Raw genomic sequence first — 19,252 nt, forward strand, 5'->3', positions numbered from 1 at the left:
TGACAGAACTCAAATTTTACTGACAGCTTTTTAAAGTCATAAATAAACTTTCTGTCAGTAAATTTATCAATTTTATTTTGTATTAATCAAAGAAAAATCAGCCATAACACTTGTTAATGCAACAACTTCTGACAACAACGCAATACGATTATCACGAACTGATAAATCTTCAGCCATTACCATTACACTTTCAAAGAAAGTTTCAATTGCAGGTGCAAGTGAATGAACAATTGCTCTGAATTTTTCTTCACCAGGCATATAAGTCCATTGATTTTGAAGAGAAATAACAACGTTATAAAGAGCTTCTTCTGCATCTTCTTCAAAAAGTGTTGGATTTATTTCTTTAATATCTTTTGCTTTTTTAACCAAATTAATTGAACGCGAAACATTTTCAATTGCTGGTTTAAAAGGTTCGTGAAGTTTGTGCCCATCAATGACAAAAGCCGATTCCATCATGTTTGTAATATCAAAGTTTGAACTATTAATTGCCGCTTCAACAATATCATGACGATCGAGTTTTTCAAGCAAGAGTTTTTGAATACGTGCTTTGACGAAATCCAAAATTTCAAGATGATTTTCACCTTCAAATTGGTCGATAAATAAAGATAAATCGAAATGCCAATTCATTTTTTCAATAATACGAATCAAGCCTTGTACTGCTCGACGTAGGGCATAAGGGTCATTTGAACCAGAAGGAATTAAACCAACATTAAAGAAAGAGAGGACTGAATCAATTTTGTCAGCTGCTGCAAGCACAGAACCAACTTTTGTTTCAGGCAATTCTCCCTCGGCTGAAGTTGGCATATAATGTTCACGAATTGCTGCAGAAACATTTGCATTTTCACCAGCTAAAAGCGCATATTTTTCACCCATTACCCCTTGTAATTCATCAAATTCTCCAACCATTCCTGTCAAAAGGTCAAATTTATAAATTTCAGCACTACGAGCAACGTCTCTTTTTTCTTCATCAGTCAGGCCAGCAATATCAGCTAATTTAGCGGCTATTTCTTTTGTTCGCGCCATGTGTTCAGTAATTGAACCAATTTTAGCATGGAAAGTTACTTTAGCAAGTTTAGCGACCAAATCTTCAATTTTAAGTTTTTGGTCTTCTTTCCAGAAAAACTCTGCATCTTCAAGACGAGCAACCAAAACTTTTTCATTTCCGAGCACTACATTTTCAATATTTTCAGCGTTCCCATTACGGACAGAGATAAAGTTTGGTGCGAGTTGACCTTCTTGGTTATAAACTTCAAAATAACGTTGATTATCACGCATTGATGTCACTAAAACTTCTGCTGGAACAGAAAGATATTTGGGATCAAATGAACCAACAAAGGCAGTTGGATATTCAACAATATTATTTACTTCTTCTAATAAATCTTTATGCAAAGTAACTTGCCATTTATTTTCAGACGCAAGAGCCAAAATTTGAGCTGAAATTTCTGCTTTACGATGTTCAGCATCAACTAAAACAAAGTTTTCTGGCATTTTGCTAGCATAATCATTTGCATTTTTGAGTTCAACCTCAACATTTGCCAAGAAACGATGGCCTCGTGAAAAACGATTTGCTGTTACGTCCAATAAATCAAAAGCAACAACTTTATCTTCTAGAAGTGAAACAATCCATTGAATCGGACGAACAAAGAGAAAATCATTATTTCCCCATTTCATATAAGTTGAGAATGTCATTTTTGCGATGACTTCATCGCCAACTTTAGACAGAATTTCTTCTGCTTTTACTCCGTCAATATGTTTTTTAGCATAATAATAATCACCCTTAAGGATTAAATCATCTGGAGTAGCTCCTTGTCCTCTTGAGAAACCTTGAATCGCTTTTGACCAATTCCCTTGCGCATCTTTAGCAATTTTAGCAGATGGACCTTTAACTTCTTCATCAATCGCTTCTGACGCTTCTGCCAAACCTTCAACAATAATTGCTAAACGACGTGGAGTTGAAAATTTAATAATTTTATCAAATTCTAAACGATTTTCTTTAAGAAAAGTTTCCATTCTTTCGGCTAATTGATTGATTGAAGGAGTCACCAAATGTGCTGGAATTTCTTCCAAACCAATTTCAAGTAAGTAATTTGTCATTATTTTTCTTCTCCTTCTACAATCTTAGTATATTTTCCTTTTTTACCAAGGTATTTTTCACGTAAAGCTTCGTCTTTTAAGAGCGGGAAACCAAGTTTTGCACGTTCTTCAATAAAAGTTTTTGCTACCTTACGTGCCATTGTACGAACTCTATGCATATAGCCTGCACGCTCAGTTACAGAAACTGCTCCACGTGCATCAAGTAAATTGAAGGTATGTGAAGATTTCAAAATATAATCATAAGCTGGGTGAACCAAGCCTTTATCTAATAAATCAAGCGCTTCTTGTTCATATTCTCCAAAAAGTTTAAGTAAAAGCTCTTGGTTTGATTCTTCAAAGGCAAATTTAGAATGTTCGTATTCAGGCTCTTTGAAAATATCTCCGTAAGCTACGCCATTCCCCCATTCAAGGTCATAAACAGAATCAACCTCTTGAATAACTGTCGCAATACGTTCCAAACCATAAGTGATTTCTGAAGTTACGGAATCAACTTCAATTCCTCCGACTTGTTGGAAATAAGTAAATTGAGTACATTCTTGCCCATCAATCCAAACTTCCCATCCAATACCGGCACATCCCATTGAAGGATTTTCCCAGTTATCTTCAACAAAGCGGATATCATGCTCTAAAGCATCAATTCCAAGTTCAGCTAAACTTTGAAGATAAAGTTCTTGGATATTTTTTGGAGATGGTTTTAATACAACTTGGAATTGGTGGTGTTGGAACAACCGATTTGGGTTTTCACCATAACGACCGTCAGCAGGACGACGTGAAGGTTGCACATAGGCGGCTCCCCAAGGTTCAGGTCCGTTTGAACGCAAGAAAGTGTAAGGGCTCATTGTTCCTGCTCCTACTTCATTATCATAAGCTTGCATCAAGTTTGCCCCTTGTTTAGACCAAAAGCCTTGTAGGGTCAAGATAATATCTTGAAATGCTAGTTTTTTATTTGCCATTATTTTCCTCCGAAGTTCAAAAAACCGCAATTCACACACTCATCAATCCTCGAAAAAATCCGAAAAGAGACAAAGGGTGCAAATGCACGGTTCCACCTTTATTTTTTACTTTATTTGTGTTCATTACAGTTTTAAGTTAAGCCATTATTGTTCTCGAACTTTCACTATCTTCGAGTCGCTACCTATAAATTCTAGCTCTATTTTCCCATTTTGTCAAGGCAAAATAAACTGATGACCTTACTTCTGTCTTATTTGGTATCAATTTTCTGGTTTATCTATCATATTCAAACATAATTATTTTCTTGAATAAAAAGTAAATTGCCTTCGTCATCAATATTGATTTCAGATTCTATAAGAGAATAGTTATCAGTTTCAGATTGAATAATGAGTGTATTTCCGCATTTTTCAACTTTTTTTCCTGATGTCCCTACGGGTTTATCGATAATAATATCAATTTCTAAAAATTGTTGAGCTAACATTTGGTTCATTTCTTCTCCAAGTTGACTTAATAAAATAATAACATCAACTCCAAGGTTCTTTAATATTTTAACTATGAAATCTGCCTTATCAAAAGGGTTAAAAAAGATAGTCTCAGCACTCGGATGTGAGCGATAAACAATATCCATTGTTGTCAAACCAAATATTCCTATTTTCTTACCTGATGTTGTATTTTTAAGGAGATAAGGAATAAATTTTCCTTCTTTTACTAAAGGATTTAAAAGTTTATCATCTTCAAAATTAACATTAGCGGCTAAAATTGGAAAATTTATTTTATTTAGATTTTCCACTATTCCTTTTGAACCCTCATCAAATTGATGACTTCCCAATGTCGTCGCATCAAAAGGAACGGTATTCAGGAGGTCTTGCTCATCATTTTTGTGCTCAATGTTATTAAAAATGCTATTTCCATCTCCTAAAACTAAAGTTTCTATGACTCTTTTTTTATTTTCTTCTTTGATTTTATTAATTAAAGAAAAATCCTTATCAAGAGTGAGATGAGTATTATTTATATGTAAAATGCTAAGTTTCATTATCATAACCAAACCTATATATAGTATTTAATATCTATATTTTATCACAAAAAACACAATATATTGTGTCTTAAACTTTTTTTCTAAAAATAAAAAGATGACTTGCGTCATCTTTTTAATGATTTCGATTATAAATCACACTCGAAATAAAAGAAAGAATAATAAATACAGCTCCTAGAAGTCCTGTAACAACCTCACCAATCTCCCATTTGATACTTGCTAAAATTAAAAATGCAAGCGTGAGAATGGCCCAATGTGCTCCGTGTTCAAGATATACAAGGTCATTCAATGTTCCTTTTTGAACAAGATAAAGCGTTAGACTTCTTACAAACATTGCTCCAATCACACCTAATCCTAAAAGAATAATAATCGGGTCTGCTGTAATTGCAAAGGCACCTATTACCCCATCAAAACTAAATGAAGCATCTATTACTTCCAAATATAAGAATAAAGCAAGTCCAGCCTTACCAGTCGCAACCACACTACTTGTTGTGTTTGCAGCTTTGCTATGACTCATCGTTTCTCCAAAACCGTCAACAAGCATGAAAGTTAGGATTCCTAAAATTCCAGCAAATAAAACAGCGTGAGCATCTTTAGCAATAAATTCCGATGTGATTAAAAGCAAAATAATGGAAATAATTGCATTTGCTGCCGGAAAATTTCCAATTTTTTGAAGGATTTTCTCTGGTATTTTAAGCCAAGTATGTGCCCGTTCATCAAAGAAAAATCCTAAGGCTAGCATCAATAGAAACATTCCACCGAAAGCTGCGATTTGTGGATGAGCATGGTGCAAAATATAACCATAGGTTCCTACTGTATTGGGATTTCCCTTTTCTAAAGCTAATTTTAAAGCACTGATAGGGTCAATTTGGGCTGACACTCCAACAATCAAGAGTGGAAAAATCAAACGCATTCCAAGAACGGCAATCAAAACCCCTAAGGTTAAGAAAGCTTTTTGCCATGCAAAACTCATTCGTTCGAGAATACGTGCATTCACAATAGCGTTATCCATAGATAAGGAAATTTCTAGAACAGCAAGAATAAGCGTAATAAAAAGTCCATTCCACCCGGCATAAACAAATGCGATAATTAGGGCAATTAAACTAACAATAAATGAGCCTCTGAATATTTTCATAGGTCTCCTCTTCTAAAATAATCTTCTCATCTATTCTAACATACTTTTTACACTCTCACTGTGCCTAGAACTATGCTTTGCCTGATAAAGATTATCGTAAAAATGAGCAAAATCGTAAAAGAAATTGTCAAAATAAGGTCGACTTTTGCTTTTGAAAAGACTTTTATGAGTAAATAATAGAAACTTATTCCAAGTAAGGCTCCAAGTGAGTTAGTGATGAGGTCAGTAATATCCGTTGCACCAATGGCAAGAAGATATTGTAGACTTTCAAATGAAAAACTTAATAAAATGGAAATTGCCAATTTATTTAAAAAGGAGATTTTTGGTGCATTCATAGTCAATAAAATACCAAAAGGAATAAAAGCTAGAATATTAAATAAAACCTCGCGACGACCACCGGACATGGCTAAAGGTGTCAGATTAAGACTTCTTGTATTCGTCATTTCAAGAAAAGCAAATGGATGAAAAGAAAGTTTAAATAATACCAGCCAAACCAGTCCTAATATATAAATGAAAAATAAAAGCTGTGCTAATTTTTTTGTCATTTTTCTCCTTTCTTAAGAAAATAGGTTTTCGATTGTTGTTCTTTTAGTATTTTAACTGATTTAACTTAAACAGAAACCTTTATCAGTTATGATATAAATAAAAAGGGAATTCTCCCTTTTTAAAATCAATATTTTATGACAGGAATTCAACTTCTACTTGTTGACTGTCCCCTTTTTTCATGATTATTTTTCCATTAAAAGTTTCTGTCAGTAAATTCATGACTTCGTCAACCTTTTCTTCGTCAATAAAACATTTTACTTTGATATCCGACAAAAACTCACTATCCGAAATTTTGATTTTTTGGTCAATTAAAAAGCGCTGTAAGCTGTCATAGAGGCTGTAATCAAGGTTTAAAATAAGCTCACGTTGATTGATAAATTCAACTAAACCAACAGCTTCGATGGCATGATTTACACTGCCCGCATAAGCACGAATTAAACCACCAGCACCTAATTTTATTCCACCAAAATACCGAGTAACAACGGCACAAACATTGATTATTTCTTTTTTCTTTAAAATTTCAAGCATCGGAACACCAGCAGTCCCTGACGGCTCTCCATCATCACTTGTTCGTTGAATTTCTTGACGGTCACCTAATGTATAGGCCGAGCAGTTATGATTGGCTTTCCAGTGTTCTTTTTTGATTTTCGCAATAAAATCACGCGCTTCTTCTTCAGATGAAATTCTTTTCAAATGGCAAATAAATCGTGATTTTTTGATTTCCTCTTCATTGATAAAATCAGTTTTTATAGTGATAGTCATGCTACTGATTTTAACAAATTTTGTTACATTTTAACAGCATTTTCGTATAGAATAGTATGAGCACTAATCAAGAAAAGTTATTTGGCCGTTTATTATTAAAAAATGATATTTTGCAACTTATAAAAAATACTGACAAGATTTCTGTCAGTAAAATTTTTAGTAATTTTTTGTTAGAAACGAAGGTGAATCCAATTTTGGGAATGACTTCAATTTCTTCCAATAAAATAAAATGCAACTGTTGTGGGACTGTTCATATAAAAAATTCTGTCAAACTTCCAATTGGTGTATTTTACTGTCCAAGTTGTATTCAATTAGGTCGAGTCCGCTCCGATGAATTCTTGTACTTTCTGCCACAAAAGAATTTCCCAAAGAAATCATATATAAACTGGTCTGGAAAACTGACAGAGAATCAAAAATCAATTTCAAATGCCCTTTGTCAGGAAATTAATTCTCATCAGCAAATAATTGTCCAAGCTGTGACTGGAGCTGGAAAAACTGAAATGATTTATCAAGTCATTGAGCAAATTTTAGAAAGCGGTGGGGTTGTTGGTCTAGCTAGTCCAAGAATTGATGTTTGTCTTGAACTTCATCAGCGATTATCACGTGATTTTTCCTGTAAGATTCCACTCTTATATCATGATGGCGACAGCTATTTCCGAGCTCCATTAATAATAATGACCAGTCATCAGCTTTTACGTTTCAAGGAAGCTTTTGATTTGCTGATTATTGATGAAGTTGATGCCTTTCCCTTTAGAGATAATGAAATGCTTTATGTTGCGGCAGAAAAAGCAAGAAAAATAGAAGGAAATTTAATATATTTGACCGCAACTTCTACTGACAAACTTGAAAAAGATATAAAAAAGCAAAAACTCTATCCTTTGTTTCTCCCGCGTCGTTTTCACAATTTCCCTTTAGTGGTGCCTAAATTTTTTTGGAAAAATAAATTTGATAAGAAATTAATTGAGCAAAGAAATAGTGGCTTTCCTCTTCTTATTTTTGCTGCTGAAATTGAATTTGGACAAGAATTTGCAAAACAACTACAATTGAAATTTCCTAAAGAAAAAATTGCTTCCGTTGCTTCAACAACAAAAGATAGATTGGAAATTGTTAAAGCTTTTAGAAATAAAGAAATTACTATTTTAATAGCGACATCAATTCTTGAACGGGGAGTCACTTTTCCAAATGTTGATGTTTTTGTCATCAACAGTGAGCACCCAAACTTCACTAAATCCGCACTGATACAAATGGCTGGACGTGTGGGTCGTAGTCCTGAACGTCCAACAGGCTTAGTTAGTTTTTTTCATTACGGAAAATCCAAAGCAATGTGTCAGGCAGTTAGAGAAATCAAAAAAATGAACCAACTGGGAGGTTTTTCATGATAAAGTGTTTGCTTTGTTCAAGAAATATTGCTCAAAACTTTCTATTTAGTGAACTTTTCCTACTCAAAAGTCCTCAAAATCTTTTATGTTCTAAATGTCAAAAAAATTTTGAAAAGATCCCTGAAGCTCACTGTCCTTGCTGCTGTAAGCCAAATGTCCATGAGATCTGTACTGATTGTCAAAATTGGGAAAAAAGAGGATACAAAATCAGACATCAGGCAATTTTTCACTACAATCAAGCAATGAAAGATTATTTTAGCCAGTATAAATTTGTTGGAGATTATCGATTATACCAAATTTTTGAGCCCTATTTTAAAAATATTTCCCAAAAATCTCCTTTGGTTCCAATTCCTATTTCACCAAAAAGATTAGAGGAACGTGGTTTCAATCAAGTGACTGCTTTTCTTCAACAAGATAATTTTATTGAACTTCTTGAAAAAGAGAATTCGGTCAAACAATCTAGCCTTAATCGAAAAGAACGATTGGAAAGTCCAAATCCTTTTCGATTAAAAAAAGGGCTAAAAGTCCCTACAAAAGTTATATTAATTGACGATATTTATACAACAGGTACCACCTTATATCACGCATCACAAATTCTAAAAGAAGCTGGTGTTCATGAAATAAGGAGCTTTTCTCTCTGCCGTTAATCATTAAATCAAATAAAAAAGCCTTTCAGCTTTTTATAAATTCTTTATTTCATCTGACCATTCAATAATCTTTAAATTACTAAATCTTTCTTGCCACCTAGCAACCTTATTTTCATAAAGTATTCGATTATTATCGACATGATAAATTGGCCGAATTGTTTTAGTAAAAATATCTTCTAAGCCGTACGGAGCAAAAATTTCAATATTGCTTGAATTACCACTTATGCCTACAGCATGAACCGTAGCAATCCAACGCTCAATCGCATTTTCTGTGTTTTTATACGGTACTTTATTTCCATTATGCCAAAGATGCATGTATGCTTCATTATGAATATCAAATTGATAGGGAAATTTTTCAGATAAAACTTTTTCTAACTTTTTATCATTTTTAGCAGAGCTGTCAGCAGAAATCTCTTTATCAAAGTACACAATATCAATATCGTGAATTCCTGTCATTAAATTATTTCCGTCAGAATAATTCCAAACCGTTTGAAAGACACTTCCTGCGGCTAGATAATAATTAGGCAAATTTAAAACAGAAACTTCATCCAAAATGAACATCAATTCGGAGTTCTTTTTCAATATTTTTAGAAAATCATTTTTTCTATCCATTTCCGCTTATCCTCTAAAAGAAAAGATGCCAAATTTTAGGTAAAAATACAATCAGACCAACAATCAATGCAAATCCCGAAATAACTAAAACTGCCCCAGCTGCCATATCTTTGGCTCGTTTTGCACGCATATAAAATTGGTAATCTGATGCTAAATCCACCACATTTTCGATAGCAGAATTAAAAAGTTCTGCCATAAAAACTAGAAAAATTGACAACAACAAAAAGAGCCATTCAAATTCTGAAATTTGAAAAACGAGACCGAAAACAATGGCTAAAAAGGCTGCCAAAGCATGTTTACGCATGTTACGTTCTTCTTTAAAAGCTGTCCAAATTCCAGACAGTGCAAAGTCTAAACTCGAAAGTAAATTAGGATTTTTCCAACGGGCCCTATCCTCTTGAACAGGTCTTTTACCATTATTAAAATCCTTTTTCTTAAAGAGTTTTACATCTTTATCTTGTGAGTCCATAGGCAGTTAAAATCTCCTCTTGCAAACCAAACATTTCTGACTCTTCTTCTGGTGTGTAGTGGTCATAACCATTGATATGCAAAAAGCCATGAACAGCTAACCAACCATATTCACGTTCAATCGAGTGACCATAATCAGCAGCCTGTTCAGCAGCCTTATCTATTGAAATAAACAATTCACCAATAAATGGATCCATTTCTTCCAACAATTCCTCTGGTAATTCCATATCTTCATCAAAGAAAAATTCTGATTCATCAGGTTTGTATTCTAATGAGATAACATCGGTTGGTCGGTCAGTTTCGCGATATTGCAAATTCAACTCATGTGAACGAGCATTATCAACAAAAGTTACTGACATTTCTGTTGATTCTTTCAAGTTCAGTTTTTTAGCAGCAAAAGCTAAAACTTCTTTGGTTTGTTCAATAATCTCACTTGGCACTTGGCCTGTTTCATCAACTAATTCTACGTACATTTTTTTCCTTATTTAATTACTGACAATAATTCATAAAATAGCCCTAAGTAGCTCAATATTCTAGCTATTTCTATTATTCTGTCAGTAAATCTTAATGACAGACAGAACTGTCAGAGAATTTCTCATTCAATCTGTTACTTACAATCAACAATTACTTTCTGTCAGCCTTTTTTTGCAACATTTCCTTACAAAAGGACAAAATGGGACCTCTTGTGGCAATTAATATATCTTCTGGCAGATTATCAAAGGCAAACCATTGACAGTCAAGGACCTCTGATTCTTCTAAAAGAATCTCTCCAGAAAAATCATTACAAGTAAAAACAGTATCAACAATATGAACTTCATCCCCATTAGGATAGAAAAAGTGTTGTTCTGTCCCAGAAGCGACAGTGTACAAATTAATTTTTCCAGCTTTTAAGCCAACTTCTTCATAGAGTTCACGTTTCGCTGCTTCTTCAACCTTTTCATTCGGTTCAACTGACCCACCATGATAACACCATTTCCCATTATCTGCCCGTTTTTGAAGTAAAATTCCACGATTTTCATCATAAATAATCAAGCTTGCACATGCAATTACCATTGGGACATGCCCAATTTTTTTGCGCAAATCCATGACATAACCTTCGGCCATTATTGTTTCCTTCTTATCTAGAAATTTGATCAATCTGACATTAACAAAAGTCCCAAACTATTCATCACCATAGGCTTTGATAATTTCAGCAACAACTGGATGTCGAACGACATCTTTTGCCATGAAATAAACAAAATCAATTGATTTCACATGACTTAATTTATCTTTGGCATCAATCAAACCTGATTTTACTTTATTAGGTAAGTCAATTTGTGAAATATCTCCATTAACAATCATTTTAGAATTAAAGCCGAGTCGAGTCAAAAACATTTTCATCTGCATCGTTGTTGTATTCTGTGCTTCATCCAAAATGACGAAGGCATCATCAAGCGTACGACCGCGCATGTAAGCAAGCGGAGCAATTTCAATAATTCCTCGTTCCATCATTCGTTCAGTTGCCGTCTTTCCTAAAATTTGGAAAAGGGCATCATAAACTGGTCGTAAATAAGGATCAACCTTTTCTTGCAAATCACCTGGTAAGAACCCAAGACTTTCACCAGCTTCTACAGCTGGTCTTGTCAAAATAATTCGTTTCACCTGACCATTACGTAATGCTTGAACAGCCATCACAACAGCTAAAAACGTTTTCCCTGTTCCAGCTGGTCCAATTCCAAAAACAATATCATGATGTTTGACAGAATCAACATAAGTTTTTTGAATCAGATTTTTTAGTCGAATTGACTTTCCAGCTGCATCTTTCGTCAGTTCAACTTCATAAAGTGCAGTGAAATTTTCAATATCATCATTTAAAACCATCTTTATTGCAATAATGACATCTGACGCATGTACTGGAACTCCTCGACCTACTAGTACCTGCAGAGCTTGGAGGGCTTTACGAGCTCGCTCCCTTGTCAATTCATCCTCAGAAACGATTTGAACCGTTTCGCCACGATAATTAATCTCAACCCCTAGTTGAGATTCAACTAACTTCAAATATTTATCTTGTACCCCAAAAAGTAGACTTGCATCTTCTGGATTTTCTAGTTTAAATTCAATTGAATTTTTAGTCAAATACACAATCTCCATTAATCATTTTCTTACATTATAGCACATTTCATATTTTAATTTAAATCACACCTTACTGAATATAAAGAAAAACTCTATTTTAAAATAGAGTTAAATCAATTTTAGCAAGCCATCATTTTTTTATTTCCTCGATAAAGTTCTACGATTGTCCAAATTAATAAAAAGAGAACTCCCAAAATAAGAAAACCAGAAATAAGATGAGATAGTCCAAGATTATGAGGTATAAAGTTGGCAATTTGATCTGGCAAACCAATCAAATTAAGATAGGTCAAAGCAATAACTGAAAACCAGCCCAAACATTTAATAATGAAATTATTTTTAAAATCACCCATCTCCTTTTTACTATTAGTCAACATCAACAAAGGAATGATTGAAAAAGGTAGAGCAAAGGCTAGAAAAACTTGAGAATTATTCATCAAATTATTAATTGCTTCATGCTGTGCTTTCAAAGTTTGTCCTCTTGTCATAGAGACACAAATCAATACTGGAACAACTGAAAGCAAACGTGTCACTAATCTTCTGGCCCACATTGGCATTCTCATATGAATGAAACCTTCCATAATAACTTGACCAGTTAAAGTCCCTGTAATAGTAGAATTCTGTCCTGAAGCAAGAAGAGCTACGGCAAACAAAGTGGATAAAGCTCCTGTTTTTGCTACATCGGCAAGCAGTCCATTGCTTAAAACAGTTGGATTAGAGAGGGCATCATATAAACCAAAGAATGATGGATCATCAATCACGCCCGTTTTGAATACGGCAACTCCCATGATTAACAAGAGGGAATTCACAACAAAAGCCACTGTCAATTGAATATTAGAATCCCATGTTGAAAATCTCACCGCTCTAGCAACATCTGATTTATCCTGATGATTGATTTTTCGGCTTTGTGAAATAGAAGAATGGAGATACAAATTATGAGGCATAACTGTAGCACCAATAATCCCTAAGGCCCCTGTTAAAGGAGACATCCCTGCCACTGTTGGTGAAGAGGCAAACGTCCGGCTATTGGGGATAAATCCCTCAATAATTCCTTTCCAATCTGGATTTGATAAAGCGACTTGATAAGCAAAAATGACCAAAATGACTAAAATCAAACAGATAACAAGGGCTTCAATTTTTCTAAAACCTACTCTCGTCAATAACAAAAGCAAAAAGACATCAAGAACTGTAATAAAAACCGCTAAGATTAATGGGATATTAAATAAAAGATAAAGAGCGATAGCAGCCCCAATTACTTCTGCAATATCCGTTGCCATTATGGCAAGCTCAGTTAATATCCATAAAACAATCCCTAAAGATTTACTTGTTCTTGCTCTTATAGCTTGAGCCAAATCCATTTGACTGACAATACCCAATTTTGCCGACATATCGACATATATTGAAGGAGCATTGCAATTAGACTTGACATCAGAATGACTGAAATCAGTAAGTATTGAAAGTTTTGTCCGCCAGTTATTGAGGTTGACCAATTTCCTGGGTCCATATAACCAACTGCAACTAAGGCACCCGGTCCTGAGTAAGTTAGCAACATTTTGAAAAAGCCAACATTTTTAGGTACTTCTACTGTCCCATTTATTTCCTCTAAGGATTTTCCATTCGTATGATAAATCAATCGATGACGTTGATGTTCTTTATCATTCATTATTTCTCCTAGCTCTAAGTTGAATAAAATTCAACAACCATTATGTTAAGTATATTTTTATAGTAATTAAAATAAATCAATTATCGATTTAAGAAATTATCAAACTTTTTAATCTATAACTGATAATAAAAATATTATAGCACCACCTTATCTTTTTTCAAATATTTTAGCATATATTTATAAATATGTTTAAAAAGATACAAAAAAGCCCTCAAGAGGACTTTATTCATTAATATATAATAAAAAAAACCTGTCAAAGACAGGTTTCAAAATTCTTATTTAGCCACTACTGGATAAACTGATACGTGTTTTTTACCACGTTTCATTTCGAATTTAACAGTTCCTTCGATTTTAGCGAAGAGAGTATCGTCGCCACCACGGCCAACGTTAGTACCTGGATGGATATGTGTACCACGTTGACGGAAAAGGATTGAACCGCCGCTTACAAGTTCACCGTCAGATGCTTTAGCACCGAGACGTTTAGCTTGTGAGTCACGTCCATTGGAAGTAGAACCCCCACCTTTTTTGTGGGCGAAGAGTTGCAGATTAAGTTCAAGCATGTTATTGCCCTCCATTTTCAAATTTAAGTGTAATGTACTGACCATAGCTTTTCTCAACTGCTTTCATCGAATTTGCAAAAGCTTCGAGCAAAGTTTGAGCCAATACGCCTTGTTTTTCAGGTATGCTCAAAGGAATTTCAACATACAAGTAACCATCTTCCATCTGAGTCACAGGTTTAATGTGAGCCATCTCGTAGATATTATTTGCCGTTGTAATTGATAGAACGCTGACCGCCGCACAAACTACATCGTGTCCATACTCGCCAGATTCAGCATGTCCTGAGATTTCATAAGAAACAATTTTGTCTCTTTTTGTCCTGATACAAGCTTCAATCATAATTAAGCGTTAACTGATTTGATAACAACTTTAGTGTATGGTTGACGGTGACCTTGTTTACGGTGTGAGTGTTTTTTAGGTTTGTATTGGAAAGTAACAACTTTCTTTTGCTTACCATGTTTTTCGACTTCACCAACAACAGTTGCGCCTTCAACGAGTGGTGCACCAACTTTAGTTGTTTCGCCTCCGACAAAGATAACTTCGTCGAAAGTAACGGTTTGACCAGCTTCAACATTGAGTTTTTCAACGTAGATTACTGAACCTTCTTCAACTTTAACTTGTTTACCACCAGTTTTGATGATTGCATAGTTTGACATTGTGATTCCTCCTTGTTAGATTTCATCGCTTTTAAGTCAAGCGACTGTTAGACTCGCCTTTGTTCGTGGGCGTATGCCACTTAATACGAAACTTCGTGCGGTTGCACTTTATGAGACTTCACAAAGACAACTATATTATTATACTACTTCTTTTTCTACTTTTCAAGTCTTATTTTTCACTTTTTTCTTCTATAGAATTAAGCGAGACTTTATAAATCTTTTTCGTATTCCAAAGCATATTAATCAAAGTATTTACCAGTAAGAGTAACCAAGCAAAAGACAAGCTAAAAGAAAGAATTTCAAAAGCCGTTAATGTCAAATAATGAATAGGATGCCATAAAACATAAGAGATTAAGATAAGACCTACAATAAAATAAGACATACGATATAAATTTGGATCAGCATTTGGTAAAAACCAACGAATTCCTAGTATCGAAATAGCCATAAATAAGACTATTAATTGAGCAACAATGTCATGAGCAATATGCATCCAGCCTGGATCATTGGGAATTAATCCAACTAAAGCAATTGAAATAGCACAAAGTGTCAATAAAACTTGCAAAATATTTTGTCGATAATGACTGCCCGCTTTTTGTCTTAATGAAACAAAAATATAATCAATTAATGCTGCAAATAAGGCTGCCGAAACAATTAACGTCAGATTAAATTGCCAGCTTGAACGTGAAGCCTGAGTTCCAAGCAAACTAAAATTCCTTTGCCACCAGTACTGATTTCCATTGGTGGCCATACTTGAGACGAAACCACCAATAGAAACCACTAAAAGCATTGTTACCATCATATTAATCGAAAAAGTATCTACAACAAAAATCATGACATAATTAATGATTCCAGAAAAAATAGTAAAGATTAGGGTGGAAGTAAAGAGTCCAAAACTTACACCATAAAAAATTTGACCTAAAAACCAAAAAAGGCCCATAGATGCTAAAATGACGATAAGTAAAACAGATAAAGTGACTGTGGCAAATGTCCGCCAGTAACTTCTTTTGGTCATCTGTTTATAAAATTCTTTTCTCCGAGAGAAATAAGCAGAAATAAAAGTTAGCATCCCTACTGCATTAGCAATTGTAATAACCGCCGTTGCCAAAGATTCATTTCCAGAAAGCGCGATAACATGAGGATGCTTTAGGACAAAGGCAAAAATAATAAAGATAAATGCAGAAATAATCGTCGGAATAATAAACCATTTGGGTGCCTTATCTGATTTTCTGGCATTGATTTTTCGAATGGTAAAACTATCAGCCGCTAAATCGACGATTTCAATTTCTTCGTTTTCCTTAAGGTCTAATCGTTCATATATTTCTTTAGGTAGATGAATTTTATCCATTTGTTTCTCCTTCCACATTTTGCTCTCTCCAGTCAATTCTCAAATGATAATCGGCTATTTTTTGGGCACCTTGCGAAAGTTGGTAATTAATTTTAATTGTCCTGCTCTCATGATCAATGCTTAAAGCATTTGTCAGAATTGATAGTTCTCCTAAACCTTCATATTCAGTTAAACTTGGAATTTCTGGATGAAAATGCATTTTGATAGGTCGCTTTGCAAAGCGGGTCATTATCACTTCATTTTCATCAAATTTAAGTAAAACTTTTTCATTTGCAGCATTTTGATACTTGAGTAAGGTCTGATGTTCTCCTTTTTTCAACTCTCCCTGATATATTTCTTTGACCAACTCTTCTTGCTGGTCAATTTTAATTCTATTCCTAATTATAATTTCCATAATCATATTTTACTATAATTCCTTGAATATTAAAAACATAGTCCGTGCTAAAAAGATTAAGGTGATGAGGGTCTGCATTTTAGGAGAAAATAGGGTATAATTAGGATAAAATAAGGGAAAATCTGATTTATTTTTAATAGAGAATAGACCTTAAATTTTAGAGGGGGTTTTATTTTGGAAAAAGTCTTTCGTGACCCAGTTCATGACTATATCACGGTGAATCATCCTGTAATATCAGAATTGATTGACACTGCTGAATTCCAACGTTTAAGACGAATTAAACAACTTGGAACATCAAGCTTTACCTTCCATGGAGCTGAACATACCCGTTTTTCTCATTGTTTGGGTGTTTACCACATTGCCAAAAGGATTACTGATTATTTTAGTCGGAATTTCCCTTTGGAATGGAATCCTGATGAGAATCTTTTAACTCAGTGTGCAGCCTTATTACACGATGTTGGACATGGTGCTTATTCACACACTTTTGAAGGTTTATTTAATACAGACCACGAGGCGGTCACTCAAGAAATAATTACTTCTCCTGATACAGAAATTAATGAAATTTTACGCAAAGTCTCTCCTGATTTTCCTGAAAAGGTAGCTTCTGTTATTTCTCATGAATATTCTAATCCTCAAGTTGTTCAATTGATTTCAAGTCAAATTGATGCTGACCGCATGGATTATCTCCTTAGAGATGCTTATTTTACTGGTGCTGTCTATGGACAATTTGATTTAACTTGGATTTTAAGAGTGATTGTTCCTACGGAAAATGGAATTGCTTTTAAGTACTCAGGAATGCATGCAGTTGAAGACTATATTGTCAGTCGATACCAAATGTATATGCAGGTTTATTTTCATGCTTCTTCACGCTCAATGGAAGTTTTACTGCAAAAGTTACTCGCACGTGCTAAGTTTTTATATGCCAGTCAGCCAGACTATTTTGCGATATCAAGTCCTTGTCTCGTTCCCTTTTTCGAGCAAAATCATAATTTACAAGATTATTTAAGACTTGATGATGGCGTTATGAACACTTATTTTCAAGTTTGGATGAGTCATGATGATGAAATTCTCGCTGATTTAGCTTCTGCTTATGTCAATCGTCATTTACTCAAATCAATTACTTTTGACCCCAAGACTGTAGAATTAGAAGATTTAGAAATTTTATCTTCTTTGGTTGAAGAAGCAGGCTTTAATCCTGACTATTACACTGGTATTCATAGTAATTATGATTTACCTTATGATTTCTATCGACCAAGTTCTGAAAAACCGCGGACTGAAATTAATATTTTACAAAAAAATGGTTCGCTTACAGAGCTGTCAGTACTTTCTCCACTTATTAAAAGTTTGACAGGTACAATTCATGGAAATAGCCGATTCTATTTTCCAAAAATTATGCTAGAAAATCCTGAATTTACAAAGTATATTGTTAATGACAGCTTGGTGATTAATCAAAATTTTACTGACAGAAATTCTACTGCCTCTGAAAATACTGACGACTCTGTCAGTAAACAATTATCACTTGATGACAACCTATAATTGCTAAATATTTAATAAATTGAAAGAAATAGAAAGAGAAATTCTTATGATTAAACTTGTTGCTATTGACCTTGACGGAACTTTACTTGACCCTAATCGCCAAATTACTGCCGAAGTAAAAACGGCTGTTAAAAAAGCTAAAGCGGCTGGCGTTAAAATTGTCATTACAACTGGCCGACCTTTACCTGGCGTTGTTGATATTCTAAAAGCACTTGAATTAACTGACCAAAGTGATTATGTTATTACTTATAATGGTGGGTTGGTTCAGCGAGCAACTGGTGAAGAATTTATCAAAGAAACTTTGAGTTCTGAAGATTGGCTTGACTTAGATGCTGCTGCTCGTAAAATTGGACTGCCGATTCACGCAATCACTCGCGAGGGAATCTATACTCCAAATCACGATGTCGGAAGATATACTGTCCAAGAAGCCCAAATGGTTAAAATGCCACTTTATATTCGCCAACCCGAAGATATTGCTGCTTTAGAAATTGCTAAAGTAATGATGGTTGATGAACCGGCGGCTCTTGATGACGGAATTGCATACCTTCCCTTTGAATTCTTTGAACGATATAATGTAGTGAAATCAACACCGTTTTATTTAGAATTCATGAATAAAAAAGCAAGTAAAGGGTCAGCAGTTCAACATTTGGCTGAGAAACTTTCTTTTGACTTGGATGAAGTAATGGCTATTGGAGATGAAGAAAATGACCGTTCAATGCTTGAAGTTGCAGGTTGTCCTGTTGTGATGGAAAACGGAAAATCGGAATTGAAAAAAATTGCTAAATATGTAACTAAATCAAATGCTAAATCAGGCGTTGCTTATGCGATTAATGAATGGGTTTTAAAAGATTACCAAGATTAATTAAAAATTTATGAGCATTATTGTTCCCTACTGAACTTTTTAGCGTTATAATATAAGTATAAAAAGATAACAAATAGATGAATTTACAAGTCATCTCTTGATATATAGTGGAGGTAATAAGATGAAAATTACATTTGATGAAAAAACAGCTGATAAAATTAAAGCATTTGGTGATGTTGATTTAGTTTTTGATTTTGACCATACTTTGAGTGAAGTCAATACTGAAGTTGACGCTTGTGCTGGTGGAATTTCTCGCTATCGTATTGTTGCCGTAGAAAAAGGAAATGTTCCTGAAGTTTTTGATGCAAGTATCGATTCTGAATTTGGACCAATTTATTATAAAGGCTATGGTTCTTACTTCTTCCAAGATGAAATGTCTACCAAAATTAATCCTTCATATAATTTGATTGAATTGCGTAGTACAGCTGAATTGCTTAGCCCTAACCTTTTAATCGTTGACTTCCGTGGTAAACAAAAAGCTAGCTAATTAGTTCCAACCAAA

The 19,252-nt window shown here is 34.2% G+C and carries 21 protein-coding genes, 1 pseudogene and 1 other annotated feature; of the genes and pseudogenes, 5 read left to right on the forward strand and 17 right to left on the reverse strand.

Going from position 1 to position 19,252, the window contains the following annotated elements:
• Positions 1–72: 72 nt before the first annotated feature.
• The 6 genes from glyS to MHB61_RS03480 all read right to left on the reverse strand — a co-directional run bounded on the left by glyS (position 73) and on the right by MHB61_RS03480 (position 6,521).
• Positions 73–2,094, reverse strand: coding sequence for a glycine--tRNA ligase subunit beta (gene glyS, locus MHB61_RS03455; RefSeq protein ID WP_003130669.1), 2,022 nt, complete (start codon positions 2,092–2,094; stop codon positions 73–75).
• Positions 2,094–3,047: a glycine--tRNA ligase subunit alpha gene (gene glyQ, locus MHB61_RS03460; RefSeq protein ID WP_003130667.1), complete on the reverse strand. Its 954-nt coding sequence runs from the start codon at positions 3,045–3,047 to the stop codon at positions 2,094–2,096. The genes glyS and glyQ overlap by 1 nt, the downstream gene beginning before the upstream one ends.
• 284 nt (positions 3,048–3,331) lie before the next feature.
• Complete coding sequence (locus MHB61_RS03465) at positions 3,332–4,078, reverse strand: bifunctional metallophosphatase/5'-nucleotidase (protein ID WP_003130666.1); 747 nt, start codon at positions 4,076–4,078, stop codon at positions 3,332–3,334.
• A gap of 115 nt (positions 4,079–4,193) precedes the next feature.
• A complete protein-coding gene (locus tag MHB61_RS03470) occupies positions 4,194–5,213 on the reverse strand; it encodes a DUF475 domain-containing protein (protein ID WP_003130663.1) in 1,020 nt (339 codons plus the stop codon).
• Positions 5,214–5,260: 47 nt separating this feature from the next.
• On the reverse strand, positions 5,261–5,758 hold the full coding sequence (locus MHB61_RS03475; protein WP_003130662.1) for a VanZ family protein: 498 nt from the start codon (positions 5,756–5,758) through the stop codon (positions 5,261–5,263).
• Positions 5,759–5,891: 133 nt separating this feature from the next.
• The gene (locus MHB61_RS03480) at positions 5,892–6,521 is read right to left on the reverse strand and encodes a YigZ family protein (RefSeq protein WP_003130660.1); all 630 of its coding nucleotides are present in this window, start codon (positions 6,519–6,521) and stop codon (positions 5,892–5,894) included.
• Positions 6,522–6,577: 56 nt separating this feature from the next.
• Here MHB61_RS03480 and MHB61_RS03485 point away from each other — a divergent pair, with 56 nt between their 5' ends.
• Positions 6,578–7,900, forward strand: coding sequence for a DEAD/DEAH box helicase (locus MHB61_RS03485; RefSeq protein WP_003130658.1), 1,323 nt, complete (start codon positions 6,578–6,580; stop codon positions 7,898–7,900).
• A gap of 242 nt (positions 7,901–8,142) precedes the next feature.
• Positions 8,143–8,547 carry a ComF family protein gene (locus tag MHB61_RS03490; RefSeq protein WP_003130657.1) on the forward strand — a complete coding sequence of 135 codons (405 nt, stop codon included), beginning with the start codon at positions 8,143–8,145 and terminating at the stop codon, positions 8,545–8,547.
• A 33-nt stretch (positions 8,548–8,580) separates the two neighbouring features.
• On the opposite strand, the gene MHB61_RS03495 is transcribed toward MHB61_RS03490, so the two are convergent.
• The 11 genes and pseudogenes from MHB61_RS03495 to MHB61_RS03545 all read right to left on the reverse strand — a co-directional run bounded on the left by MHB61_RS03495 (position 8,581) and on the right by MHB61_RS03545 (position 16,358).
• A complete protein-coding gene (locus MHB61_RS03495; RefSeq protein ID WP_003130655.1) occupies positions 8,581–9,159 on the reverse strand; it encodes a nucleotidyltransferase family protein in 579 nt (192 codons plus the stop codon).
• A 13-nt stretch (positions 9,160–9,172) separates the two neighbouring features.
• Positions 9,173–9,628 (reverse strand): diacylglycerol kinase family protein, encoded by a 456-nt coding sequence (locus MHB61_RS03500; protein ID WP_003130653.1) that lies wholly within the window; start codon positions 9,626–9,628, stop codon positions 9,173–9,175.
• Positions 9,612–10,100 carry an rRNA maturation RNase YbeY gene (ybeY, locus tag MHB61_RS03505; protein WP_003130652.1) on the reverse strand — a complete coding sequence of 163 codons (489 nt, stop codon included), beginning with the start codon at positions 10,098–10,100 and terminating at the stop codon, positions 9,612–9,614. Before ybeY ends, MHB61_RS03500 begins: the two co-directional genes overlap by 17 nt.
• A gap of 151 nt (positions 10,101–10,251) precedes the next feature.
• A complete protein-coding gene (locus MHB61_RS03510) occupies positions 10,252–10,731 on the reverse strand; it encodes an NUDIX hydrolase (protein WP_003130650.1) in 480 nt (159 codons plus the stop codon).
• 57 nt (positions 10,732–10,788) lie between these two features.
• The gene (locus MHB61_RS03515; protein WP_003130649.1) at positions 10,789–11,757 is read right to left on the reverse strand and encodes a PhoH family protein; all 969 of its coding nucleotides are present in this window, start codon (positions 11,755–11,757) and stop codon (positions 10,789–10,791) included.
• 223 nt (positions 11,758–11,980) lie between these two features.
• Positions 11,981–13,399, reverse strand: a pseudogene (locus tag MHB61_RS03520) (Nramp family divalent metal transporter); the annotation flags it as partial.
• A 275-nt stretch (positions 13,400–13,674) separates the two neighbouring features.
• Entirely contained in the window at positions 13,675–13,959 is a 285-nt protein-coding gene (gene rpmA / locus MHB61_RS03525) for a 50S ribosomal protein L27 (RefSeq protein WP_003130646.1), read from the reverse strand.
• Between the two features lies 1 nt (position 13,960).
• The gene (locus MHB61_RS03530; protein ID WP_003130645.1) at positions 13,961–14,296 is read right to left on the reverse strand and encodes a ribosomal-processing cysteine protease Prp; all 336 of its coding nucleotides are present in this window, start codon (positions 14,294–14,296) and stop codon (positions 13,961–13,963) included.
• 2 nt (positions 14,297–14,298) lie between these two features.
• Positions 14,299–14,613 carry a 50S ribosomal protein L21 gene (gene rplU / locus MHB61_RS03535; RefSeq protein WP_003130644.1) on the reverse strand — a complete coding sequence of 105 codons (315 nt, stop codon included), beginning with the start codon at positions 14,611–14,613 and terminating at the stop codon, positions 14,299–14,301.
• A 39-nt stretch (positions 14,614–14,652) separates the two neighbouring features.
• Positions 14,653–14,726 (reverse strand) — a sequence feature (ribosomal protein L21 leader region).
• 56 nt (positions 14,727–14,782) lie between these two features.
• A complete protein-coding gene (locus MHB61_RS03540) occupies positions 14,783–15,958 on the reverse strand; it encodes a DUF998 domain-containing protein (protein ID WP_003130638.1) in 1,176 nt (391 codons plus the stop codon).
• Positions 15,951–16,358: a DUF1934 domain-containing protein gene (locus MHB61_RS03545; RefSeq protein ID WP_014570571.1), complete on the reverse strand. Its 408-nt coding sequence runs from the start codon at positions 16,356–16,358 to the stop codon at positions 15,951–15,953. The genes MHB61_RS03540 and MHB61_RS03545 overlap by 8 nt, the downstream gene beginning before the upstream one ends.
• Positions 16,359–16,526: 168 nt before the next feature.
• Here MHB61_RS03545 and MHB61_RS03550 point away from each other — a divergent pair, with 168 nt between their 5' ends.
• The 3 genes from MHB61_RS03550 to MHB61_RS03560 all read left to right on the forward strand — a co-directional run bounded on the left by MHB61_RS03550 (position 16,527) and on the right by MHB61_RS03560 (position 19,237).
• Positions 16,527–17,888 (forward strand): HD domain-containing protein, encoded by a 1,362-nt coding sequence (locus MHB61_RS03550; RefSeq protein ID WP_003130634.1) that lies wholly within the window; start codon positions 16,527–16,529, stop codon positions 17,886–17,888.
• Between the two features lie 46 nt (positions 17,889–17,934).
• The gene (yidA, locus tag MHB61_RS03555) at positions 17,935–18,750 is read left to right on the forward strand and encodes a sugar-phosphatase (protein ID WP_003130632.1); all 816 of its coding nucleotides are present in this window, start codon (positions 17,935–17,937) and stop codon (positions 18,748–18,750) included.
• A 121-nt stretch (positions 18,751–18,871) separates the two neighbouring features.
• A complete protein-coding gene (locus MHB61_RS03560; protein WP_003130630.1) occupies positions 18,872–19,237 on the forward strand; it encodes an iron-sulfur cluster biosynthesis family protein in 366 nt (121 codons plus the stop codon).
• Positions 19,238–19,252: the final 15 nt, after the last annotated feature.

The sequence above is a fragment of the Lactococcus sp. FSL K6-0773 genome (genome assembly GCF_038006485.1).
In the GTDB taxonomy this organism is placed as follows: domain Bacteria; phylum Bacillota; class Bacilli; order Lactobacillales; family Streptococcaceae; genus Lactococcus; species Lactococcus lactis.

What these genes read in the sequence shown, in the direction of transcription:
- glyS (WP_003130669.1), bottom strand. Translation starts at nt 2,094, where the DNA reads ATGACAAATTACTTACTTGAAATTGGTTTGGAAGAAATTCCAGCACAT.
- glyQ (WP_003130667.1), bottom strand. Translation starts at nt 3,047, where the DNA reads ATGGCAAATAAAAAACTAGCATTTCAAGATATTATCTTGACCCTACAA.
- MHB61_RS03465 (WP_003130666.1), bottom strand. Translation starts at nt 4,078, where the DNA reads ATGAAACTTAGCATTTTACATATAAATAATACTCATCTCACTCTTGAT.
- MHB61_RS03470 (WP_003130663.1), bottom strand. Translation starts at nt 5,213, where the DNA reads ATGAAAATATTCAGAGGCTCATTTATTGTTAGTTTAATTGCCCTAATT.
- MHB61_RS03475 (WP_003130662.1), bottom strand. Translation starts at nt 5,758, where the DNA reads ATGACAAAAAAATTAGCACAGCTTTTATTTTTCATTTATATATTAGGA.
- MHB61_RS03480 (WP_003130660.1), bottom strand. Translation starts at nt 6,521, where the DNA reads ATGACTATCACTATAAAAACTGATTTTATCAATGAAGAGGAAATCAAA.
- MHB61_RS03485 (WP_003130658.1), top strand. Translation starts at nt 6,578, where the DNA reads ATGAGCACTAATCAAGAAAAGTTATTTGGCCGTTTATTATTAAAAAAT.
- MHB61_RS03490 (WP_003130657.1), top strand. Translation starts at nt 8,143, where the DNA reads ATGAAAGATTATTTTAGCCAGTATAAATTTGTTGGAGATTATCGATTA.
- MHB61_RS03495 (WP_003130655.1), bottom strand. Translation starts at nt 9,159, where the DNA reads ATGGATAGAAAAAATGATTTTCTAAAAATATTGAAAAAGAACTCCGAA.
- MHB61_RS03500 (WP_003130653.1), bottom strand. Translation starts at nt 9,628, where the DNA reads ATGGACTCACAAGATAAAGATGTAAAACTCTTTAAGAAAAAGGATTTT.
- ybeY (WP_003130652.1), bottom strand. Translation starts at nt 10,100, where the DNA reads ATGTACGTAGAATTAGTTGATGAAACAGGCCAAGTGCCAAGTGAGATT.
- MHB61_RS03510 (WP_003130650.1), bottom strand. Translation starts at nt 10,731, where the DNA reads ATGGCCGAAGGTTATGTCATGGATTTGCGCAAAAAAATTGGGCATGTC.
- MHB61_RS03515 (WP_003130649.1), bottom strand. Translation starts at nt 11,757, where the DNA reads ATGGAGATTGTGTATTTGACTAAAAATTCAATTGAATTTAAACTAGAA.
- rpmA (WP_003130646.1), bottom strand. Translation starts at nt 13,959, where the DNA reads ATGCTTGAACTTAATCTGCAACTCTTCGCCCACAAAAAAGGTGGGGGT.
- MHB61_RS03530 (WP_003130645.1), bottom strand. Translation starts at nt 14,296, where the DNA reads ATGATTGAAGCTTGTATCAGGACAAAAAGAGACAAAATTGTTTCTTAT.
- rplU (WP_003130644.1), bottom strand. Translation starts at nt 14,613, where the DNA reads ATGTCAAACTATGCAATCATCAAAACTGGTGGTAAACAAGTTAAAGTT.
- MHB61_RS03540 (WP_003130638.1), bottom strand. Translation starts at nt 15,958, where the DNA reads ATGGATAAAATTCATCTACCTAAAGAAATATATGAACGATTAGACCTT.
- MHB61_RS03545 (WP_014570571.1), bottom strand. Translation starts at nt 16,358, where the DNA reads ATGATTATGGAAATTATAATTAGGAATAGAATTAAAATTGACCAGCAA.
- yidA (WP_003130632.1), top strand. Translation starts at nt 17,935, where the DNA reads ATGATTAAACTTGTTGCTATTGACCTTGACGGAACTTTACTTGACCCT.
- MHB61_RS03560 (WP_003130630.1), top strand. Translation starts at nt 18,872, where the DNA reads ATGAAAATTACATTTGATGAAAAAACAGCTGATAAAATTAAAGCATTT.